Source organism: Adlercreutzia sp. St.1H8, assembly GCF_059728655.1.
Window position 1 is genome coordinate 327,901 of record NZ_AP039376.1, and the last position, 22,718, is coordinate 350,618.

At 69.4% G+C, this 22,718-nt stretch carries 3 protein-coding genes (2 of these 3 only partly in view); all 3 read left to right on the forward strand.

From position 1 onward, the window contains the following. Tightly spaced (each overlapping or abutting the next), the 3 genes in view from AC6I0Y_RS01175 to AC6I0Y_RS01185 form a layout consistent with a single transcriptional unit that may run on beyond the window. On the forward strand, positions 1-19,605 hold the final stretch of the coding sequence (locus AC6I0Y_RS01175) for a PASTA domain-containing protein (protein ID WP_497732430.1). Its footprint begins 39,504 nt before the window's first position; the window shows 19,605 of its 59,109 coding nt (coding positions 39,505-59,109); the start codon falls outside the window, past its left edge; the stop codon is at positions 19,603-19,605. Beyond that, positions 19,559-20,731, forward strand: a complete 1,173-nt coding sequence (locus AC6I0Y_RS01180) for a hypothetical protein (protein WP_497732433.1) — start codon at positions 19,559-19,561, stop codon at positions 20,729-20,731. The genes AC6I0Y_RS01175 and AC6I0Y_RS01180 overlap by 47 nt, the downstream gene beginning before the upstream one ends. Further along, positions 20,683-22,718, forward strand: partial view of an SdrD B-like domain-containing protein gene (locus AC6I0Y_RS01185; protein ID WP_497732436.1) — the start only. 5,191 nt of this gene lie beyond the right edge of the window; 2,036 of the gene's 7,227 nt are visible here — the first part of the coding sequence; its start codon is at positions 20,683-20,685; its stop codon lies off the right edge, out of view. The genes AC6I0Y_RS01180 and AC6I0Y_RS01185 overlap by 49 nt, the downstream gene beginning before the upstream one ends.

A 22,718-nucleotide genomic window follows, 5' to 3' on the forward strand; every position in this document is an offset into this window, starting at 1 on the left:
GCCTCGGGCGACCTGGAGGACGTGACCGAGATCAACTCGCTGCTCGACTCCGTCAACACCGGCGACGGCGAGGGCCTTGCCCAGATGCAGGGCGCCACGGCCGTGGAGGAGAAGCGCCTCGAGGGCATCCGCGTCAACGTGTACGAGTACCATCAGGACACGGGCACCATCGACTCGCGCATCGCCACGGACGCCGACGGCAACCTGGCCTCCATCGTCACCGACGAGACCGGCTTCTTCCGGTTCCGCCTGAAGGCCGGCACGCAGTACGTCATCAAGACCTCCGACACGGTGCAGAACCGCCTCATCAAGCCCACGCTCAACACGTGGAGCCATGACCCGCTCGAGTACCCGCAGAAGGGCGTCTACTACGACGGCACCGCGGCGCTCGTGGGCGACAACGACCTGCGCTACGTGTCCGGCTCGGCCCGCACCTATCCCATCGAGGCGGAGATCCCGCTCGACGAGAACGACGTGGCCATCTACGAGGACTACCTCAACCAGTGGATGGGCTACCAGCGTCAGAGCAAGCTGGCCCTGGGCTACGTCGACGGCACCAAGGGCTACCTGGGCGACAACGTGTGGAATGACGAGAACTACGACGGCATCCAGCAGCCCCACGAGGAGGGCATCGGCCAGGGCCCGAAGAACGGCGGCGTGCGCGTCAAGATGGAGACGTGGTACTACGCGCCCAAGGAGTTCACGGTTGAGTCTGTCCAGAAGGTGGACGAGAAGGGCGATCCTGTCTACGAGATGGTCTGGAGCGACGAGCTCCAGGACTACACGCCCAAGCTTGACCCGGTGACCAAGGACAAGATCCCCGTCATGGAGGACAAGGTCACGGCCAGCGACGAGTACGAGTGGTTCCTGCTGCCCGGCGACGATCTGCGCGAGGCGTGGACGGGCGACGCGGCCGCGGCCGGCACCTACCTGTTCCGCGACGTGAGCACGTTCGTGGTCGACCCGCGTGACACCCGCGACTTGGAGGAGGACTACAAGACCAAGCGCCTGGCGGGCTACCGCCTGCGCATCGACCAGGACGACCTGATGAGCCTGGACGAGGACTACGCCGTCACCGTGCGCGACGCCCTCATCAAGGACGAGAACGGCATCGCCCTGGGCAACGCCATCGACTCGGATTCCGACCTCATGACCAAGCCGGTGGAGACCGCCGTGCTGCGCCAGGCCGGCGACGACCAGGCCGAGGACGGCACCAACGCCGCGGGCGAGACCGTGCTCACCTACTACCTGAACGAGCGCGGCTCGCAGGCTGAGGCCGGCACGTTCGCCGACGCCGACGGCAACCAGTTCATCGTGCTGTCGAGCATCGGCCAGCAGACGTCCGACCCGACGCCCTTCACCGAGATGACCGAGGGCGCCACGGGCCAGCGCATCACCTACAAGACCACCTACGTCAACGAGACCGATACGGCCCAGGACATCACGATGATCGACCCGTACCCGACGGGCGATGACGTGACCGTGGTGGCCGGCACGCCGTCGTGCGACTACGCCGGCGCCACGTTCAACCCGAGCGTGCCCGACGCCGAGGGCAACCTGACGGCCCAGTGGTCGGGCATCCACCTGAACCCGGGCGAGTCGGTAACGGTGCAGATCACCTACGAGCTGACGGTGGTCAAGACCATCACGCACACCGTCCGCATCAGCGGCGTCGGCGACGCCGAGGTGGAGACCAACGCCGTGAGCCACAAGGTCAAGCGCGACATTGAGGCCCTGCGCCCCGAGCTGCCCGAGCTCATGGGCTCGTCGCGCCAGGACCGCGACATCCAGGAATACGACGAGACTACTGGTAAGCCGCTGCCCACCATCACGCCGGACATCCCCACGCCCAACGTGGTGGGGAAGAGCTATGCCGTCGCCAAGGCCGATCTGGAGACGGCGGGGCTGCGCGTGGGCCGCGTGACTGTGGAGACCAACGCCTCCGGCGCCCCTGACGTGGGCTCTGTGACGTACCAGCAGGCGGCTGCGGGTGCCATGAAGTATGCCGGCTCAGCCATCAACCTGTGGGTCTATGACCCGAGCGGCTCCTCGGCGGACTACCCGACGGAGCGTTACTCCGATACCGCCGCGGTGGATAAGGCGCTCGACAGCCTATACGGCGACGTGCGCGACCTGCAGACCGCCCTTAACGCTAACCCCGACCCGAGCCTGCCTCCCACGCCGGCATCGCTCGATCCGAGCAGCGAGAAATATCAGTGGCCGAGCTTCCTGCCCGAAGGAGTGACGGTTACGACGCCGCCTACGGCCGAGCAGAAGGCCAAGGCCGAGACTGATGCCGCTGCAGCCTGGAACGCCGATTGGCAGAAGTTCCTGAGCGACTGGTACGAGGTGCTCGGCTTCAGCTACTACGACGCCGACGGCCAGCTGGTGACGCCCACCCCGTCCACCAACTCCGCCGCCGACGCGGCGGCCGGCCAGTACGGCCAGCCGTGCCGCGAATACAATGTCGTGCTGGGCAAGGACAACAAGAGCTTCAACAAGGACGCCTGGGAGATCTACAAGATGGCCTACAGCCCTGCCGACCAGCGTCCGGCGGACTACAAGTTCCTCTTGGCCAGCAATGGTCTTACCATGGAGTTGGAGACCCCCGACTTCGCGGGCTATCAGGGTATCTACAACGTGATGGCGGCTCGTCACATGGCGGCCAAGGCCGACTACGACGTGGCCAACGACCTGTACACCGCGCTCAACAACGAGTACACCGACTACAAGGCGCGCTGGCGCTTCTACCTGGCCGAGAAGGCCGAGTACGAGGCCGAGGAGGACTACGGCTCCGGCAAGATGCTCAACGGCCTGCCCGTGTCCGACAACGCGGCCGGCGCCACCATCTACAACCTGGGCGACGCCGCGCGCCTCTACAACTGGGATGCCGGCCTGACCGAGGTGCCGCGCTCCACCATCAACGGCTTCATCTGGGACGACTCGTACCACGGCGCCGTGGACGGGGCCGACGACGCGGCCCTGCGCGAGCGCGCCTACAACGGCGTGCGCGACCAGGCCGTCCTGGCCGATGACGGCACCACCGTCGTGGCCGAGGCCGAGCCCGGCCTGGCCGACCAGGTGCTCTACCTGACCCAGTGGTACTACGTGCCCTTCGCCAACGGCGACGACTTCCACTTCACCACCCGTGACTGGAACGCGATGACCGCCGACGAGCAGGCGGCCGCCCTGGCCGCCGCGGGCGTGACCGACAAGCACACTGCCGCCGACTGGGAGCTGGCGACCGACGGCTCCGGCCTGTGGGTGCGCAGCCTCACCTTCGGCACCGACAAGGCCACCGGCGCCTGGAAGCGCGAGATGGTGCCTGCCGTGGACGAGATGGGCAACCCCATCTTCAAGGACGACGGCACCCAGGACACCATGCGCCAGGAGACCCTGATGGGCCCGCGTTCCACCGGCTCGTGGCAGGTGGAGGGCAAGGACGGCGTCATCGCCGTCAAGTCCGACGGTGTGAAGACCATCGAGACCCCGCGCGTGGACGCCAACGGCAACCCGGTGCTCGACAACGAGGGCAACCCCATCATCGACGTCACCTACGACGACAGCACCGTGGGCACCTACGTCTTCGACGAGCTGCCGGCTGCCTATACGTCTGCGGGCGGCGTGCACTACCTGGCGTCCTACCGCGTGGAGCTGGGCGAGTTCAACCAGGAGGACACGCGCGGCGACACGGCCAGCGCCTCCGACGACGAGCAGTGGCTGCTCACCCGCTACCACGAGGGCGAGAGCGCCGACGCCGACTCCGACGCCAACGGCGGCGCTGACGCCAGCGCCGTCAAGCCCGGCGCGGGCGGCGGCGTGGCCTTCACCGCGCAGGACACGGTAACCACCCTGGCCGGTGCCGAGAAGGACGGCGTGCGCGCCCACAGCGGCCACATCATCGTGGCCGGCGCGAGCAACGACACGAGCTGCTCCAACGTGGATCCGAGCACCACCGCCATCGACCTGCAGGCCTCCAAGGTGACCATCCCCGTCTCCGACGTGCTGAACGTGGCGGCTCCCGCCCAGGGCGCCGACGCCGACCTGCTGGTGAGCCGCGAGGAGTACGTGACCTACGACTGGCTCACCTACCGCCAGACCGTCGACGAGAACGGCGACGTGGTGCTGGATGAGGACGGCGAGCCGCTCCAGGTGATCCACGGCGGTGACGCCGGCGAGGTCAAGCCGCCCACGCAGTCCATCACCGGCGTGGTGTGGAACGACGCCGACAACGACGGCATGCGCGGCACCAAGGGCGCCGACGGCGCCTGGACCGGCCTGGCCGAGGGCGAGGAGCTGCTGCCCGGCGTCCAGCTGACGCTCGAGCGCTACTACCAGGTGGTCGGCGACCCGCAGGCCACGTGGACCTACGACCCGACGTGGGCGGTGAACGACGGCGCCTACCAGGCCGACCCGACCGTGGGCCTGCTGGGCGACAACCACTACGGCGCCACCCCGGCGCCGGCGCCCGCGCCTGACGACGCGGACGACCCGGATGCGCCGGCCACCCGTGAGGGCGAGGGCGAGGGCGACGCGGGCGACGAGCCCGAGCAGCCCGCGGCGGCCACCCACAACACGGTGACCGACGAGAACGGTGCCTATCGCTTCGACAACCTGAAGACCCAGGGCTGGCTGGACGTACCCGTGGCCGCTGCTCCCGACGCGGAGGGCGAGGGCCCGGCTGCCAAGGCCGACGAGCCCGCCGCCACCGAGCGCAAGCGCGTGGTCTTCGGCTACAAGGTGCGCGTGACCGATTCCGACTGGTGGAACCGCTACTGGGGCACGGCCAAGTACCTGCAGGGTGACAGCTACGCGCTGGCGTCTGAGGACTGGGCGGCCGACTCCGACCTGATCCACGAGGACGGCTACCTGATGGCCCGCGCCGAGGACGGCACGCCGGAGGAGGTGACGGTGCTGCTCGACGTGGCCACCGGATCGTCCCCGACGGTCAACGACGCGGTGGTGGCCAACGCCAACAACGCCAACATGAACACCGGCGACCGCTACGGCGATGACAGCCGCTACGGCACGACCGCCCGCCCGGGCGCGGGCTCTGCGGTGCCCGCCGTGCTGACCACCAACGCCGCCGCGGCGGCGGGCGCGGCCTTCGAGGCCACGACCACCTACGACCTGGCCCGCGGTGCCGACCGCGCCGGCAACGACGCCGGCTTCCGCGAGCCTGCCTTCGAGTCTGTGGAGGGCATCGTCTGGAACGACGCCGACTACGACGGCCTGTACGAGCCCGACGCGGGCACGGCCACGGCTGCCGACGACGCCGACGGCGACGGCTCGGGTGATGCCGAGCCCGCCCCGGCCGAGCAGGGCCTGGCCGGCAAGCGCGTCATCCTCAAGCAGTGGTTCTGGGCCCCCGTGGCCGTGGAGCCCGCGGAGCCCGAGGTGCCCGAGGTGCCGGCGACCCGCACGGGCCGCGCGGCCGACGACGCCGACGATGAGGGCGCGGATGCGGAGAAGAAGCCGCACGTGCTGACCGCCGCCGAGCTGGCTGCGGCCGACCCGGATACCTATAAGTGGCAGTGGGTGCTGAACGAGGACTTCGGCGCCGACAACTACACCCAGGCCATCGGCTCGACGGCCGTGGGCGACGCCACGCTGCCCCATGCGCTGACGAGCGCTATCCCCCAGGCTACCCATGATGACGCCCTCGGCGCCGTCTGGACGCTCACCGAGGGAGACGCTGCCGGCGCGACGGCGGGCCGTTACGCCTTCGGCAACCTGCCCGCCCGCTACGTGCTCGACCGCCGCGCCGAGGGCGCGGACGTGGCGCATCCCGCCACCGAGTACCTGGCCGGCTACACGCTGGAGGTGCTCGGCGGGGCCGAGAGCGCCGATGCGGAGGCCATCGCCGGCCTGCCCGCCACCCTGCTCCAGCAGGGCGCGGCCGACGCCGACAACTCCAAGGCCATCAGCGCCCTTGAGGCCAAGGCCGACAAGCTCAACTTCTCCGACTACGAGGACGGCAACTACCCGATTCGCTGGAACGAGATGACCGTCCAGGTGACCGACGGCGAGGACACCGAGAAGGCCACCCTTGACGGCAAGCTGATCCTGGCCGCCCAGGCCCTGGCCCAGCCGCTGGCCGCCGATGCCCCCGCGGGCGCCGAGGCCACGCGCGACGCCGCCTCCGGCACGCGCAACGACGCGTCCCTGGCCGCGAGCCGCGGCACCCAGGCCCAGTACTACGTGCGCGAGACCCGCGCCGCCGACGTGGCCGGACAAGCCGCCGGCGCCGAGGTGGCCGCCCATGGCGACCAGACCGTGGTGTACGACTTCAGCCGCGCCCAGTCCGACACCCGCATGAACGCGGGCTTCGGCGAGTACGGCTACACCACCGTGTCCGGCAAGCTGTGGCAGGACCAGAACTTCGACGGCATCCTCAACCCAGGCGAGGAGCTCATCCCGCAGGGGACGCTCTCCATCACCCAGTGGTTCTTCGTGCCCAACGGCACGCTGCTCGACAACGGCAGCGACCTTCTGGCCGCGCTGCGCGCCGACGCGGCCAGCGCCGACCCGCACTTCGTGCTGGACGAGAAGACCGACCCGGCCCATGGCGTGTGGGTGCGCGCCCTTGACGAGCGCACTACCTTCGCCCGCAAGGACGTGACCACCGATGCCGCCGGCGCCTACGCCTTCAAGCAGCTGCCGAGCTTCATCTACGTGAAGGGCGCGGCCACCGCGGCCGACCCGGATGATGCCGACGCGGCCATCACCAACAGCTTCCAGGTGCTCCAGCCCAACGACACGACGGGCGTCGAGGGGGCCGCCAACGCCAACGAGGCCGATGACGCCTCCATCGACCAGCTGTTCATGGCGGCCTACCGCCTGACGCTGGCCGACACCGCGCCGGACTACTCGCTCACCACCGCGCACGTGGGCATCAACGTGGGCGACAAGAACCTCGGCAACCTGAGCAACATCGTCGTGCCCGGCTCGGACTCCGACGGCGTGCGCCAGGACGGCGACCGCGTGATCCAGGTGATCCCCGAGTACTTCGACAACTCGTGGAACGCCGAGCACACCTTCGACGAGTACGACAAGAACACCGACGACGCCTACCAGAACGACGACCGCGGCCAGAAGGGCGAGGACGCCGCCGGCAAGCCGAGCAAGTGGCGCACCGACGGCTACGTCATCGTGTCGGCCAAGGGCTCCATGCACAACTCCGACACGGTGGGCGAGGGCGACGACGCCGTGACCACCGACTACCGCACCTACCAGTACGAGCAGGTGTACAACGGCGTGCGCTACGACGTGCCGCGCCCGATGCTCGCGCAGCACGGCGGCGACGTGGGCCTTATCAAGATCCCGCGGAGCAGCCTGACCGGCAGCGTGTGGGACGACACGGGCAGCCGCGTGTGGGACGACCCGGCCAAGACCGGCTTCACCGACGCCTTCGCCTACGACTACGCCACCGGCTACAACGGCGTCAAGGACGACGGCGAGTCCGGCATCCCCGGCCAGACCGTCTACCTGACGCAGTGGTACTGGGTGCCCGACCAGAAGAGCACCGGCGCCCAGTCCGGTGAGGGCGAGTGGGTGCGCAACGAGCAGTTCGGCAGCGACACCTACACGTCCAACCTGCGCCGCAAGGCCGACGGCGAAGCCGTGGCGCCCTACGCCACCGACCGCGCCACGGGCCTGCCGCTCGCGTACCAGTCCGTCAACCCGGACGGCACCGACGCGTCGGCCGGCATCCTCAAGGTGACCACCGACGCCGACGGCCAGTGGACCGTGGACGGCCTGCCCACCGTGTACGTGACCGAGAACGACGAGTACTACCTGGCCGCGTACCGCACCGAGCTGGCCGACCTGTACCGCGAGCCCGGCTCCAACGCCGTGGACGGCACCGACAACGACTGGTCGCTCACGCGCTACCACGACACCGGCGCCGCGGCGGGCCATCCGGCCGTGAACGCCGTGGTGAACGGCTCGAATTCCGTGGACGCCGACTCCGACGTGGCCGCCGCCGTCAAGACCGACGGCACCGCGGGCACGGCCGGCGGCATGGTCATCGCCAGCCGCGTGGCCGACACCACGGCGGGCGCCGCCTCCGACGGCACCGGGGCCGACCCGGCCACCGATGCCAACCGCACCACCCGCAGCCATGACGGCCAGGTCATCCTGGCCCAGGCCGCCCAGGCTGACAAGAACGTGAACGCCCACATCACCTTGCCTGCGGGCGAGGGCATGGGGCCGCAGGCCGAGACCTACGACTGGATCATGGACCCCGACACGGTGGACGTGGACGGCACCGCGGTAGCCGTGCCCGTCCAGGCCGGCGACGTGGGCCAGGTCCAGGCGCCGCGCCAGGCCATCAGCGGCTTCATGTGGATGGACGGCGACAACGCCGGCAACGGCAACGACGGCCTCTACGACGACGGCACGGTGAGCGGCACGGCCGAGGCGCCCGTGGAGGGCCTGGCCGTGGCGCTGGAGCGCTACGTCATCACCGCCGAGCAGCAGGCCGACGGCAGCTTCGCCGTGGCGCCCGACGCCACGTGGGAGCGTGACGCCGACTGGGCCGACAACTGGGCCGCCTACGACGCCGACCCGACCGCGGGCCTGAAGAAGGGCCCGCTGAGCCGCACCGCCCAGACCGGCGCCGACGGCACTTTCAGCTTCGGCGACCTGCCGAGCCAGAAGTACACGCCGGGCGCCGAGCGCGAGGTGACCGAGACCATCGAGGGCGAGGACGGCCAGGTCGAGACGGTGACCCGCATCGAGCGTGACCCGGCCACCATCACCCTGTACGGCTATCGCCTGCGCGTCATCGACCCCACGTTCTGGGAGCGCAACCTCGGCGTGGCCAAGTACCGCCAGGGCGCGAAGGACGCCAACTACCAGGTGGACTCCGACCTCGTCTACGCCGACGGCTACCTCATGGCGCCGGGCGAGTACGACGTGCTGCTCAACGTGGTGAAGGCGGACAACGCGCCGGCCACCAACCGCGTGGAGGCGCCCAGCTCGAACAACTACAACCAGAACACCGCCGACCGCTACGCCCTGGCGGCCAGCCCCGATGCGGCTGCCCCGACCGCCGGCGCCTACACGCCGGCCTCGGGCGTGACGCGCAACGACGCCTCCACCGCCAACGAGGTGACGGACGAGGGCTTCCTCGACTGGCACAACGTGGCCGCGGGCGGCACCACGTCTACGCGCACCCTCGTCTACGACCTGGCGCTCGGCGCCGATCGCGCCTTCAACGACGCCGGCCTGCGCGAGCCGGTGAGCAACGCCATCGCCGGCGTGGTGTTCAACGACACCGACTACGACGGCACCACCCAGCGCGAGGTGACCGCCGACGACGGCACCGGCACCATCGTCACCACTACCGAGGACGAGCCCGGCTACGCCGGCAAGAAGGTCATCCTCAAGCAGTGGCTGTGGAACGCCGAGACCAGCGCGTGGGAGCAGAACACGAGCTTCGGCAACGACTACTACACCCAGGCGGGCGCCAACAAGAGCGCCAACGCCGACGCCACGGTCATCCCCGGCGCCACCTACGACGCGGCCCTGGGCGGCGTGTGGCTGCTGACGGACGCCGACGGCCGCTACGAGTTCGCCGGCCTGCCGGCGCGCCACGTGACGCCGCGCGCCACCACGGACGGCGTGACCGGCGCCGCCACGGAGCGCCTGGCCGGCTACACGGTGGAGGTGCTCGGCAACGACGCCACCGCCGAGCAGTCCATGAACGGCCTGCCCGCCACCCGCATGCAGGTGAACTCCGCCGGCGAGGAGAGCTGGAGCATCGACCCGGCCACCGACCCCGTCAACTCCAACGTGGCCAGCGCCGCGCAGAACGCCGACGCCTCCTACGTGGCCGGCAACTACCCCGTGCGCTGGAACGAGCACACCACCCAGGCTGAGGCCACGGCCGCCGGCGCCACCGACGCCTTCGCCAAGGCCAGCCTGGAGGGCAAGATCGTGCTGGCCGTGCCCACCACGGCCAACGCCGCCGAGGGCGCCATGACCGGCTTCGGCGCCACGCAGGACCAGTACCGCGTGCAGGCCACCGGCAAGGCCAAGGCGGACGACGCCGACGCCACGGTGGACGTGGACTTCGACTTCTCCGTCGGCTTCGACCAGCTGGCCATGAACGCCGGCTTCGGCCTGTTCGGCACGACGAGCGTCTCCGGCCGCATCTGGCAGGACGACAACTTCAACGGCATCTTCGACGGCGCCACCGTGGACGGCTCCGGCAACACCATCGCCGGCGAGCCGCTCGTCGACGGCAAGATCGTCACGCTCACGCAGTGGTACTACGTGGAGGACGCCGACAAGGAGAACGACACCTTCGAGCCTGCCTCTGGCGAGCGCGTGGTGGCCGGTGCGCCGCTGCGCGAGGTGGAGGCAGACGGCAAGGTGGTCGGCGCCTGGATCCAGGTGCCCGGCTTCGTGCGCAGCGCCACCTCCGGCGCCGACGGCAACCCGGGCCACTACGGCTTCGACGGCCTGACGAGCTTCGTGTACGTGGAGGCCGAGGGCGGCAAGAACGTCGTCCGCCAGCCGGGCGCCAAGGCCGGCACCGACCCGCTCGAGAACGAGCACGAGGTGACTGCCGACAAGCTCTATATCACGTCCTACCGCCTGGTGCTGACCGAGATCGCGCCAGACTTCTCGCTGACGCGCCCCTCCGTGGGCATCAAGGTGGAGACCGCCTCCGCGTCGGCCCCGGCGGCCGATGGCACCGTGACCGTCAACCGCACCGAGAAGCCGGCGACGGCACCGAGCAAGCCCGACGGCACCGACGGCGCGGGCAACCCCGTGACCGACGGCACCCTGGGCCGCGAGGACCTGGACTCCGACGCCATCCGCAACCCGGACGGCACCATCGAGATCCGCGAGGAGTTCTTCGACGGCGTCCAGAGCCAGTGGCGCACCGACGGCTACGTGCTGACCGCCGACCACGCCCAGGCGGGCGACGGCCACCAGTACGAGCTGGCCTACGGCTCCGGCGCGTCCGGCACCGTGACCTACGACGTGCCCGACCCGATGGGCGTCCAGCGCGGCGGCGACGTGGGCCTGTTCCGCGTGCCGCGCAGCTCCATCACCGGCGTGCTGTGGAACGACGCGTTCTTCGGCAGCGCTGATGCGCGCACCTACAACGGCATCCGCGACTCTCAGACCGTGGCGGCGCCCGACGGCACCACTACGGTGGAGGAGGAGCCCGGCATCGCCGGCGAGGCCGTCCTCATCACCCAGTGGTATTGGAAGGACGGCACGTGGGTGCAGAACACCCAGTTCGGCCTTGACCGCTACACCTCCAACCGCGACGACGTGAACCGCGTCGCGAGCGACCCGGTGGAGCCCATCCTCTACGACGGCAACACCAAGGATGCCGCGGCGGGCAACGCCACGGGCACTGTGCTGGCCTACGTCTACGCTGATGCCAAGGGCAACGTCGTGGACGCCAAGGGCACGCTGCACACGGCGGCCACCGCCGGCGCCACGCGCGTCGACGGCGTGCTGGCCCTGGTCACTGCCGAGGACGGCACCTACTACTTCGACAACCTGCCGACGGCCTACGTGTCCGAGGATGACCAGCACTACCTGGCGGCCTACCGCCTGGAGCTGGCCGATGTGGAGCATAAGGAGAACACCGACGGCAGTGATAACCAGTGGCTGCTCACCCGCTACCACACCGATGAGACCACCGACCGCGAGCTCGACTCCGACGCGGCCGACGTGACGGCCAAGGGCATCGCCGGCGGCATGGTCATCGGCGGCAGCTTCGAGGAGGGCGGCATCCAGACGCGGGCCAACGACGGCCAGGTCATCCTGGCTCAGGAGCGCGTGCTGCCCGCCGGCGCCATCACCAACGCCGATGGCTGCGTGAGCTTGCCCGCCGGCCAGGCCATGGACACCCTGGGCGGCCGCGTCTACGACTGGACGAAGGCCGCACGCGGCACCGACGTGTTCGGCAACGCCGACGTGGCCACCGTGCGCGGCGGTGACGTGGGCGAGACCCAGGCCCCCATCCAGAAGATCACCGGCCAGCTGTGGTTCGACGACTCCAACGACGGCATCCGCGACGCGTCCGAGGACCTGGCCGCGGGCCTGGACGTGACGCTCGAGCGCTACTACACGCTGGCCACGCTGAACGCGGACGGCACCTTCACGCTGCCGGCCGACGTGCAGTGGCTGCGCGACGACGAGTGGAACGCCGCCGACGGCGCCAAGTCCACGTGGGCGAGCGCTGCGCAGTGGGAGGCCTACGACAAGGACCCGGCTGTGGGGCTGGGCGATGACAACCCGGCCGGCTCGGCGAGCGCCGCGGACGCGGACGTGCCGCGCACCGTGGCCACCGACGCCGACGGCACCTACACCTTCCCCAACCTGATGAGCCAGGAGTGGGTGGGCTCGGGCGCCGACCGCAAGCTGGTGGTGTACGCCTACAAGGCGCGCGTGACCGACCTGGATTGGTGGAACCGCTACTACGGCACCGCCAAGCTCAAGGAGGGCACCGACCGCGACGCCGACTCCGACCTGGTGTACGCCGACGGCTACCTCATGGGCGCCGACGAGTACGACGTGCTGCTGCAGCTCTCTGACGGCAAGTGCTCGCCCAAGTCCAACGGCTTCACCGGCTTGAACTCCAAGAACCCGAACAACCGCAAGGACGAGGCCGCGGGCGGCGTGGCCGACGTGACGAGCAACACCCGCACCTACGACCTGGCGTGGGGCATCGATCGCGACGGCAACGACGGCGGCCTGCGCAAGCCGCAGCTGCAGTCCATCAGCGGCCTTCTGTGGCAGGATGCCGACGGCGCCATGACGCAGCTCGACGGCACCGACTACAACGGCCTGCGCGACGAGGACGAGCCCGGCCTGGCCGGCAAGCGCGTCATCCTCAAGCAGTGGTACTACGTGCCGAGCGCCGACGGCACCTCCGGCACGTGGCACCAGAACGTGAACTTCGGCAACGACGCCTACACCGACGCCGCCGTGAAGAACGGCGTGGACACGCCGACCGACGGCGCCGCCGCCATGAAGGTGATCCCCGGCTCCACCCTCGACGCCACCCACAAGGGCGTCTGGGTGCTCACGGACGACGGCTCCGCCGATGCCGAGGCCGGCCGCTACACCTTCGCCAACCTGCCCACCCGCTACGCCGAGCCGCACCAGGGCACCAAGCCCGGCGCCGAGTACCTGGCCGGCTACACGGTGGAGCTGTGGGGCGGCAACGCCGAGGATGCCCTGCAGGGCATCCCGGCCACGCTCTACCAGCAGCCGGCTGACGACGCCACGCCTGCCGACGTGGCGGCCGACGTGCTGAACTCCCAGGCCTACAACGGGCGTGACGTGGTGAGCGCCGGCGCGCTGGCCGGCGGCGCGACCACGCCCTACACCGCGAACAACTACCCGCTGCAGTGGCGCGAGCTCACCGCCCAGGACACCTACGCCGCGGGCACGGGCGACGACGCCGTCACGTACACCAAGTACACGATGGACGGCATGATCGTGCTGGCCGGCAAGGCCGAGGACAACAGCCAGGCCTCCACCACGGTGACCTCCGGCGGCCTGAGCTTCGACTGGACGCTCGGTCGCGACGAGGTCAACCTCAACGGCGGCTTCGGCTTCTACGGCACCGCCCAGGTGAGCGGCTTCGTGTTCCAGGACAAGAACGTCGACGGCTTCTACACCGACGACGACGCCCTGGCCGAGGGCGAGAAGAAGACGGGCGACAAGCCGGTGGCCGGCGAGACGCTCCAGATTGCCCAGTGGTTCTTCGTGCCCATGGGGACGAAGGCCGCCGACGGCCGCGATATGGTGGAGGCCCTCAAGGCCGCCGGCTACCAGGAGACGGCCGATGCCGCCACCAACGACATCGACCGCACCACGAGCGCCGACGGCGTGTGGGTGCGCTCCAAGACGTTCAGCTACCGCACCAACGTATCCGAGCTGCCGGCGGGCGTGACCGTCGACGGCGCGGGCAACACCGTGGCGCTCGACAGCCGCGTCAAGGTGGACGCCGCCGGCTACTTCGAGGGCGCGGTGACCGACGCCGACGGCATCTACGGCTTCGACGAGCTGACCCCCTATGTGTATGTGGATACGCTGGCCGAGGGCGAGGGCGATGCCGCCACGTCCCAGCTGCGCGACATCCAGCCGTACTTCGCGGGCCGCACGCACGTGAACCTGCCCGTGGGCGACGTGGTGATCGGCGGCGCGACCGCAGCCGACGAGGGCGAGCAGCCCGGCGAGCCTGAGCAACCCGCGGAGCCGGTGATCGGCGAGGGCGTGACCGTGGACGCCATCGACGGCGAGGCCGACCCGCTGCGCACCCGCGCGGCCCAGGTGACCTCCGACAAGCTCTATATGGCGGCCTACCGCGTCATCCTGGACGAGGTCGAGCCCGACTACGCCATCACCTTCCCGCATCAGGGCCTGCTGCCCGACCAGAAGCCCGGCCAGGACATCACCACCGATTCTGACGCCGTGCGCAAGACGGGCAACATCATCAACCTCGTCGAGGAGGTCGACGGCGAGACCAAGGCCGACGGCTCCGCCGGCCCGCGCGTCGACGGCTATGTCATCGTGGCCACCGAGCTGGGCGACGACGTCACGGATGACGCCCGCGGCCAGTACCAGATGAACAAGGCCTGCTCGTCGGAGAACACCGAGGCGTTCTACAACGGCAAGCGCTACGACCTGCCGCGGCCCACGACCGAGGTCATGGCGGGCGGCGACGCCGGCCTGGTGGAGCTGCTCAAGGCCAACATCGCCGGCCGCGTGTGGGACGACCGCAACTACGACGGCATCCAGGCCACCAAGACGGTGGACGGCAAGGTGGTCACCGACAACGACGCCGAGCCTGGCATCGCCGGCAACGAGATGCGCCTGACCCAGTGGATCTACGTCTCGCCCGAGAAGTGGGCGCAGTTCGCCGCGGATCACGCCGACCTGGTGACCGGCTCGCAGGACGTGGTGGACGCCGCGCTCGTGCCCGGCTCGGTTGACGCCGACCATCCGCACGGCACGCTCAAGCAGGGCGTGTGGCTGCGCAACCTCCTGTTCGGCAAGGACCGCTACACGGCCTTCACCGATGCGGACGGCGTGCACCATCCCTACGTGACCGATTCTGAGTACCACGGCAACGGCATCGTGAAGGTGTGGACCTCCGACGGCTCCAACGTGGCCAACGGCGGCCAGGAGCAGGGCGTCTACCTCTTCGACAAGCTGCCCACCGTGTGCGTGGTGCAGTCCACCACCGGCGAGGCCGACGAGTTCTACCTGGCGGCCTACCGCGTGGAGATCCCGGCCATGAACCAGACCACGGCCCTCGACGGGCCGAAGGCCGCCGACGGCGCCAACCCGGCCGAGGACGGCGTGGCCGGCAGCGCCGCCGACACGTGGCTGCTCACCCGCCATCGCGCGCTCGACGCCGCGGGCAACGCGCTCGTGTCCACCGACTCCGACGTGGCCGACCTGAGCGCCGGCAACATCGGCGTGGCCGGCGGCTACATCGTGTGCCAGCAGAACTCGCAGAACGCCAACGACGCCACCGACCGTCAGCTCAACGGCCAGATCATCCTCTCGCAGGTGGCCGACGAGGACAGCAACTCCAATACCACCGAGGACGTGAACGACTCCAACAACATGTCCTCCGATGATGTGATCTACGATTGGATGAAGGAGGTGCCCGACGGGTCCGGCCTGTACCATGGCGGCGACATCGGCGAGGTGCTCCCGCCGTACCAGACCATCTCCGGCACCGTGTGGCTGGACAAGTCCAACGACGGCATCCAGAACACCTACCGCGACGACGTGGCCGGCGTGACGGCTGATGAGCCCGGCATCGCCGGCGTGCAGGTGTCGCTCGAGCGCTACTACTACGTGGCCGACGGCGGCGCCGACTGGAAGTGGGACACGCAGTGGGCGGACGAGGCCCCGACGCAGTTCCGCGACCAGTACGCGTCTGCCCGCAACGACATGGTTCCGGGCGTGGGCGCCTGGGAGAAGGGCGGCGCGAACGTCGATGGCGAGGGCTTCGCGCTCGACGCCGACGGCTACCACGTGTACGACCTGGACGGCTACGGCTACGCCAACGTGCTCACCGACGCCGACGGCCGCTTTGCCTTCGACACGCTCAAGAGCTCCGATGTGCGCCGCGTGGACGCCGCCGGCAACCTGGTGGCGCCCAACGAGGCAGGGGAGTGGCCCGCCGGCTCGCGCGAGGCCGTGGTCATCTACGGCTACAAGGTGCGCCTGACCGACGAGAAGTTCCGTAGCCGCAACCTGCTGGCTGCCAACCTCAAGGTGGACGACCCGGGCGTGGACGGCACCGTTCCCGACTACACCAACGACTCCGACCTGGTGTACACCACCGGCTACGCCATGGCCGCCGACGAGTACGCCGTCCTGCTCAACGTGGCCGACGACGCCGCGTACCTGACGAGCGATGAGAACGCCGACCCGACCAAGGTGTCGGTGGTCTCGCAGCCGAGCAACGTGGTGGGCGCCGGCAACTCGTTCAACCCCAACCAGGATGAGGCCGACCGCTACGGCCGCCTGCCCGCTCCCATGGGCATGGATCGCTTCACCGCGGAGGACGCCGGCCACGACGGCGCGAGCGCCCTGCTGGCCTACGACCGCGCCAAGGGCGCCGACCGCAGCCGCAACGACCTGGGCATCATGGAGATCCCGACCCACTTCATCAGCGGCTACGTGTGGGCCGACACCAACTACGACGGCGTGTACGACACTACTAATAACAACAAGTTCACCGTGGACGGCAAGCCCTACGAGGAGCGCGGCCTGGTGGGCAAGAAGGTCATCCTCAAGCAGTGGTACTTCAAGCCTGCCGCGGGCGATGCCACCCACACCAAGGGCGAGTGGATCCAGGTGGAGAACTTCACCAACCGCGACGCCGCCCAGGCCAGCGTGGGCCGCTCCGTCTCGCTGGCGACGCTCTCGGCCATCGCCAAGGCCTCCGGCACGCCGGCGGCCCGCGATGCGGCGGTGGAGTGCTCGACGCTCACCCAGGCGGCTGCGGCCGACGGCTCCACGATGGACGGCTACTACCTGTTCGACCGCCTGCCGGTGTACGTGGCCGTGGACGGCACCGAGTACCTGGCCGGCTACACCGTGGAGGTGCAGGGCGGCACGGAGGCGACGGCCCTCAACTTCCCCGTCACCAAGGCGGAGGAGACCCAGGCGGGCCAGAACTCGACGGCGCACGTCATCGGCACCCAGCTGGTGGGCACGTCCGACGTGGCCTACCGCCCGGCTGCGGGCGCAGTGGCCGACAACGCCTACGCCAATACCGACTACCCGCTGTTCTGGGGCAACCTGACCGGCCAGGCGTTCATGGAGGATACGTTCAACCGCATTGACGCGGCGGGCAACGAGGTGGTGGTCGACCCGAACGGCGCCGACAACAACACCTCCAACTCCACCCTGGACGGCATGATCGTGCTGGCGGGCAACACCACCGCCTACACCCAGGACGACAACTACCGCGTCATCCAGACCCGCGCCAACGGCGACGGCACCACCACGACGGTGGGCTTCGACATGGCCACGGGCCGCGACGAGGAGCTGCTCTCGGCCGGCTACGGCTACTTCGGCACCTCCACCGTGGGCGGCACCGTGTGGTTCGACGCTGACTTCGACGGCGCCCAGGAGGTGGGCACCGCCGGCGAGTACGGCATCAACGACCAGGAAGTGCGCCTGACCCAGTGGTACTACCTGAGCGGCACCGCGAACGGCGACGGATCGGTGTTCACCGCCGCGGCCGTGACCAACAACAAGGGCCAGCAGCTGCGCCCGACGCGCACCTTCGCCGTGAAGGCCGCTGACGGCAGCCTGCTCATCGACGACATCGAGCTCACGCGCGACGCCGCCGGCGCGGTGGTGGGCGCCTGGGTGCGCAACCCGAACTTCGGCGACAAGATCATCACCGACGTGCCGCTGTTCGACGAGAACGGCGACCCGGTGCCCAACGTGGACGGCAGCCAGGCCACCAAGCAGGAGGTCAGCTACGCCGGCTACGCGAGCACCCTCACCGGCCCCGACGCCGTGACCGGCGCCGACGGGGTGTACGCCTTCCCCGAGCTGCTGCCCTACGTGCAGTTCGACGCCGACGGCGCGCCGCTCTACCCGGGTGAGGCGGCCGAGGCGGCCACCGACGACGTGCTGGCCATCGCCGCGTACCGCGTGACGCTGCCCAGCCTGCCCGAGGGCCACGTGCTCACGGCCTACCACAGCGCCGCGGCGACCACCGACGACGATTCCGACGCTGCCCGCGACGTGCTGCGCCAGCAGACGGTTACCAGCTACCCGCAGTTCAAGGCGACCGGCGAGCAGGACGACAATCTCTACGCCCAGTCCACCGGCTTCATCGTGACGGCCAACGCCGCCACCCGGGCGGACAACACGCCCTACGTCACCACCATCGGCGGCGTCCGCTACGACGTGGCCAACCAGGTGGCGACGCGCTCCAACGTGAACAGCGGCCTGTACGTGGTGCCGCAGAAGACCATCGACGGCATGGTGTGGAACGACACCGAGGCCGACGACAACACGGCCTCCGACGGCATCCGCGACAACGGCGAGTTGGGCCTCGCCGGCCAGAAGGTGCTCGCCACCCAGTGGTACTTCGTGCCCAAGGGCGACGGCACCGCTGACGATCCGCTCGCCCAGATTCCCGCCGGCTACACGGTGGAGTGGGTGCGTGCCGACGGCTCCGTGGCCGACGAGCCCGCCACCGCCGGCGACGGCTTCCACGCCGTGCCCACCGGCGTCCAGGGCGCCTGGGTGAAGAACGGCGGCTTCGGCAACGACTGGCTGTCCACCGTGCCCGCCGCCGACGGCTCCGGCACGCGCGTGCCCGCCCAGACCGGCGGCACGCTGGAGGCCGAGGCCGACGGCGCCACGCGCGACGTGGTGTCCGTGCTCACGGCCGATGGCGAGGACGGCACGACGCTCGGCCGCTACGCCTTCGACCACCTGCCCTCCGCGGTGATGAAGACCAACGCCACCACCGGCGTCGACCAGTACTTCCTGGCCGGCTACCGCGTGGAGCTGGAGAAGGTCAACGACACGTCTGCCGACGGCACCGACCCGTGGCACCTGACCTCCTACCAGCAGGGCACCGACGCGACGAAGGACTCCGACGCGTCGCTCGCCAAGCGCGGCTTCACCGTGAAGGACAGCTTCATCATCGCCAACCGCGACCGCGCCAACGACGGCCAGGTCATCCTGGCCTCGCCGGCGGCCGCCGGCACCACCGGCATCGCCGAGAGCCTGGTGAACATCCCGGCTAAGCACGCCATGGACACCGCCGACGCCGTCCGCTACGAGTGGACGCTGCCGGCCGACCGCGCGGCGGGCGACGTGGGCGAGATCGAGCCCGCGTACCGCTCCATCGCCGGCTATGTGTGGCGAGACAACGATTACCACGACGGTCTGTACACCCATGAGCCTGGCACCTACAAGGATCTGGACACGGGCGAGGAGATCACCCTGACCAAATCCGAGGAAGGCCGCTTCCCGAAGGTCGTCTACCTGCGCCAGTGGTACTTCGACCCCGAGGCCGATGGCGGTAAGGGCGCCTGGAAGGGCACGCGGGGAATACGGCAATGACTACAGCGACACGGCGTCGTTCTGCTGGCGCACCGCGCTGACTGAGCCTGCCGATGCCGACCGTGGCACGCTGAACGGCTACTACGAGTTCAGCGACCTGCCGGTACGCGTCATCGTGGATGGCAGGGAGTACCTGGCCGGCTACACGGTGTGCGTGATGGGTAACCTGGGCTTCACGGCCACTATCACGGAGTCCACGCATACCGACGACCCCAACGTCGTGCCCTATGACAGCTGGAACTCCAAGAGCCACCCGATGGTGACCTCTACTAGCGGAACGACCCTGATCGAGCGCTATGGCCAGGGCATGTTCCCGCTGTATCGCCAGGTGGCGACCTCTTCGAACGGCGATATCCACACCCTGGACTCCATGCTGGTGCTGGCCGGCTCGCAGACCAAGGACGCCACTGACGGCTCGGTGGCGCCGAGCCAGTACAAGGTGAACGCCACGGACGCCGCGAGCACTCTCGCCCAGTTCGACCTGACCTACGGCAAGAGCGAGAAGCGCATCAACGGCGGCTTCGTGGAGCCCCCGGCGGCCCCCATCACCGGCTATATCTGGAACGACGCCGACTACGATGGCGTGCGAGACGAGGACGAGGAGGGCGTCGCCGGCGTGCGCGTGCGCGTCGAGCAGTATTACTGGGGCCCGCTGACCGATGCGGCCGATGCGCCCTACGGTTGGATCGCCACGGGCGCCGAGATTCTGCCCGCGGTCACTTCCGACGGCGTGGCCGACAGCGACAACGTCCACAACCTGGTGAAGGGCCAGTATTATCTGGAGGCCCTGCCTACCAGCCACAAGCCCGATGAGACCAAGCCCCAGAGCTACCTGGCCGGCTACCGCGTCTACGTTGAGTCGCTGCCGGCAGGGGCCACGATCACCCGCGCCCATGCGGCATCCGACCTCGACGGCTACGCCACTGAGTCCGACCTGCTCCGCGGCGCGGCTGATGCCGACCGTAATCTGCCGCTGGTGAACCGCTTCGATCAGAGGCACGACCTCGACGAGGGTGCCACCCAGGCCTCTATCGTGCTGATGGCATGGTCATCACCGCACGCAAGAAGCTTAACGACGTGGCGGCTGAGAGCCTGGTCACCTATGAGGGCGTCACCTACGACTTGACCTCCAACGTGCAGATCCAGCAGGGCGGCGACGCCGGCCTGGTGTTCATCCCCTCCACCACCATCGAGGGCGTGGTGTGGGACGACAGCTACCATGCCGAGTCCGACCCGGTGATCGACATCGCCGCCCGCGAGCGCTCCTACAACGGCGTCCGCGACGGCGTGACCTACGACGAGTGGGGCAACGAGGTCATCTCCAAGCCGGAGCCCGGCCTGGAGAACCGCCTCATGAAGATGACCCAGTGGGTGTACGACGACGCCGCTGACACGTGGAGCCTGGTGCCCGGCTCCACGCGCTCGGTGCTGACCGCCGACGAGCTGGTGCGCGACGGCGACGGCAACGTGACGGGCGTGGACGAGAACAAGCGCGGCACCTACGCGTTCGCCAACGTGCCCTCGGCCATCATGAGCACCCACTCCGACACCACGGTGTCGGTGGCCCGCACCTACGACGAGGATCGCCACGCCAACGCCGCCGAGAGCTTCTTCGGCGACACCTACGCGCTTGCGTCCTACCAGGTGGAGCTCATGGGCCTGGACGAGGTGACCTTCGACGAGGACGGCAACCCGGCCGGCGCCAACGCTGACGGCACGGCCGACGGCATGTGGATGCTCACCCGCTACCACCAGGGGACCGATGAGCGCCGCGACTCCGACGCCGAGACCTCCGACCGCACCGGCACCGCTGGCGGCATCGTCGTGAGCGACCAGACCTCCGTGGCCGGCCAGGCTGGCACCCGCGAGGGCTCGCCGGTGGCCGTGGCCGCCGGCAGCGGCGAGGGCGCCCGCATCGTGGTGGCCCGCGAGGGCGTGCAGAAGGGCGAGGGCGTGACCAACGCCACCAACCTGGCCTCGGCTGCGGACTACGTGACCGTGCCGGTGAGCCAGCTGGTGCAGGACGCCACGGCCGCCGCGGCCTCCTACGACTGGCTCACCGTGGGCACCGGCACCGTGGCCGGCGGCAACGTCGGCGCTGTGCGTCCCACGCGCCAGTCCATCAACGGCATCCTCTGGGATGACGGCTACCATGAGCTGACCGATCCGGCCATGGACGAGCTGGCCCGCAAGAACGCCAACAACGGCATCCAGGACATCCGCGAGCGCGGCCTGAACGGCTACGCCCTCGACCTCGACCGCTACTGGTACGACACCGACACCGATACGTGGGTGAAGGACGATACCTATCAGTATCAGACCGTCACCCGCACGCCTGATGGCTCCGGCGGCTTCACCGAGCAGGTGACCGACGGCACCACGACGCGCAAGGAGCTCATCACCACCATCGCCCGCCCCGACCTGATGCCCGTGCTCAACCTGGGCACCGGCCAGGCCCTGGAGGGCGCGCGCCTGGTGCAGAACGGCTTCTACGAGTTCGACGACCTGGAGACCGCCGGCATCGTGACCGTGGGCGGCAAGGAGCGCCGCGTGGTCTACGGCTACCAGGTGCGCGTGACCGATGAGCGCGTGGTCGACAACAAGATGATGAAGGCCAAGTACCGCGTGAGCGACGCCGACGGCAACCCCGTGGACTACCTGGTCAACTCCGACCTGACCGAGGACAACGAGCTCACCGCCGCCGACGAGTACATCGTGCTGCTGGAGGTGGTGGACAACCAGGGCGCCACGCCGGACGGCCGCGTGTCCCACGAGTCCAACATCATCTACGCCCCGGCCTCCAACAACCATGACCAGACCAAGCCCGCCAAGCGCGACGCCAACGGCGAGATCGTCTACGACGTGGACGAGGAGACCGGCAAGAAGACGATCGTGGCGGACGACGACTTCTCCAACGTGAAGAAGGATGGCGCCGGCCGCTTCGCCTACGACCTGATGATGGGCGTGGATCGCACCGGCAACGACGGCGGTCTCATCACGCCGCCTACCTACGACATCTCCGGCTTCGTGTGGGAGGACGCCGACTACGACGGCATCTACAACTACGAGCCCGAGCAGCGCTACGACGCCGATGGCGAGCCGGAGCCCGAGCT

Coding starts and splice junctions, on each gene's coding strand:
- AC6I0Y_RS01180 (WP_497732433.1), top strand. CDS start 19,559: ATGGCGGTAAGGGCGCCTGGAAGGGCACGCGGGGAATACGGCAATGAC.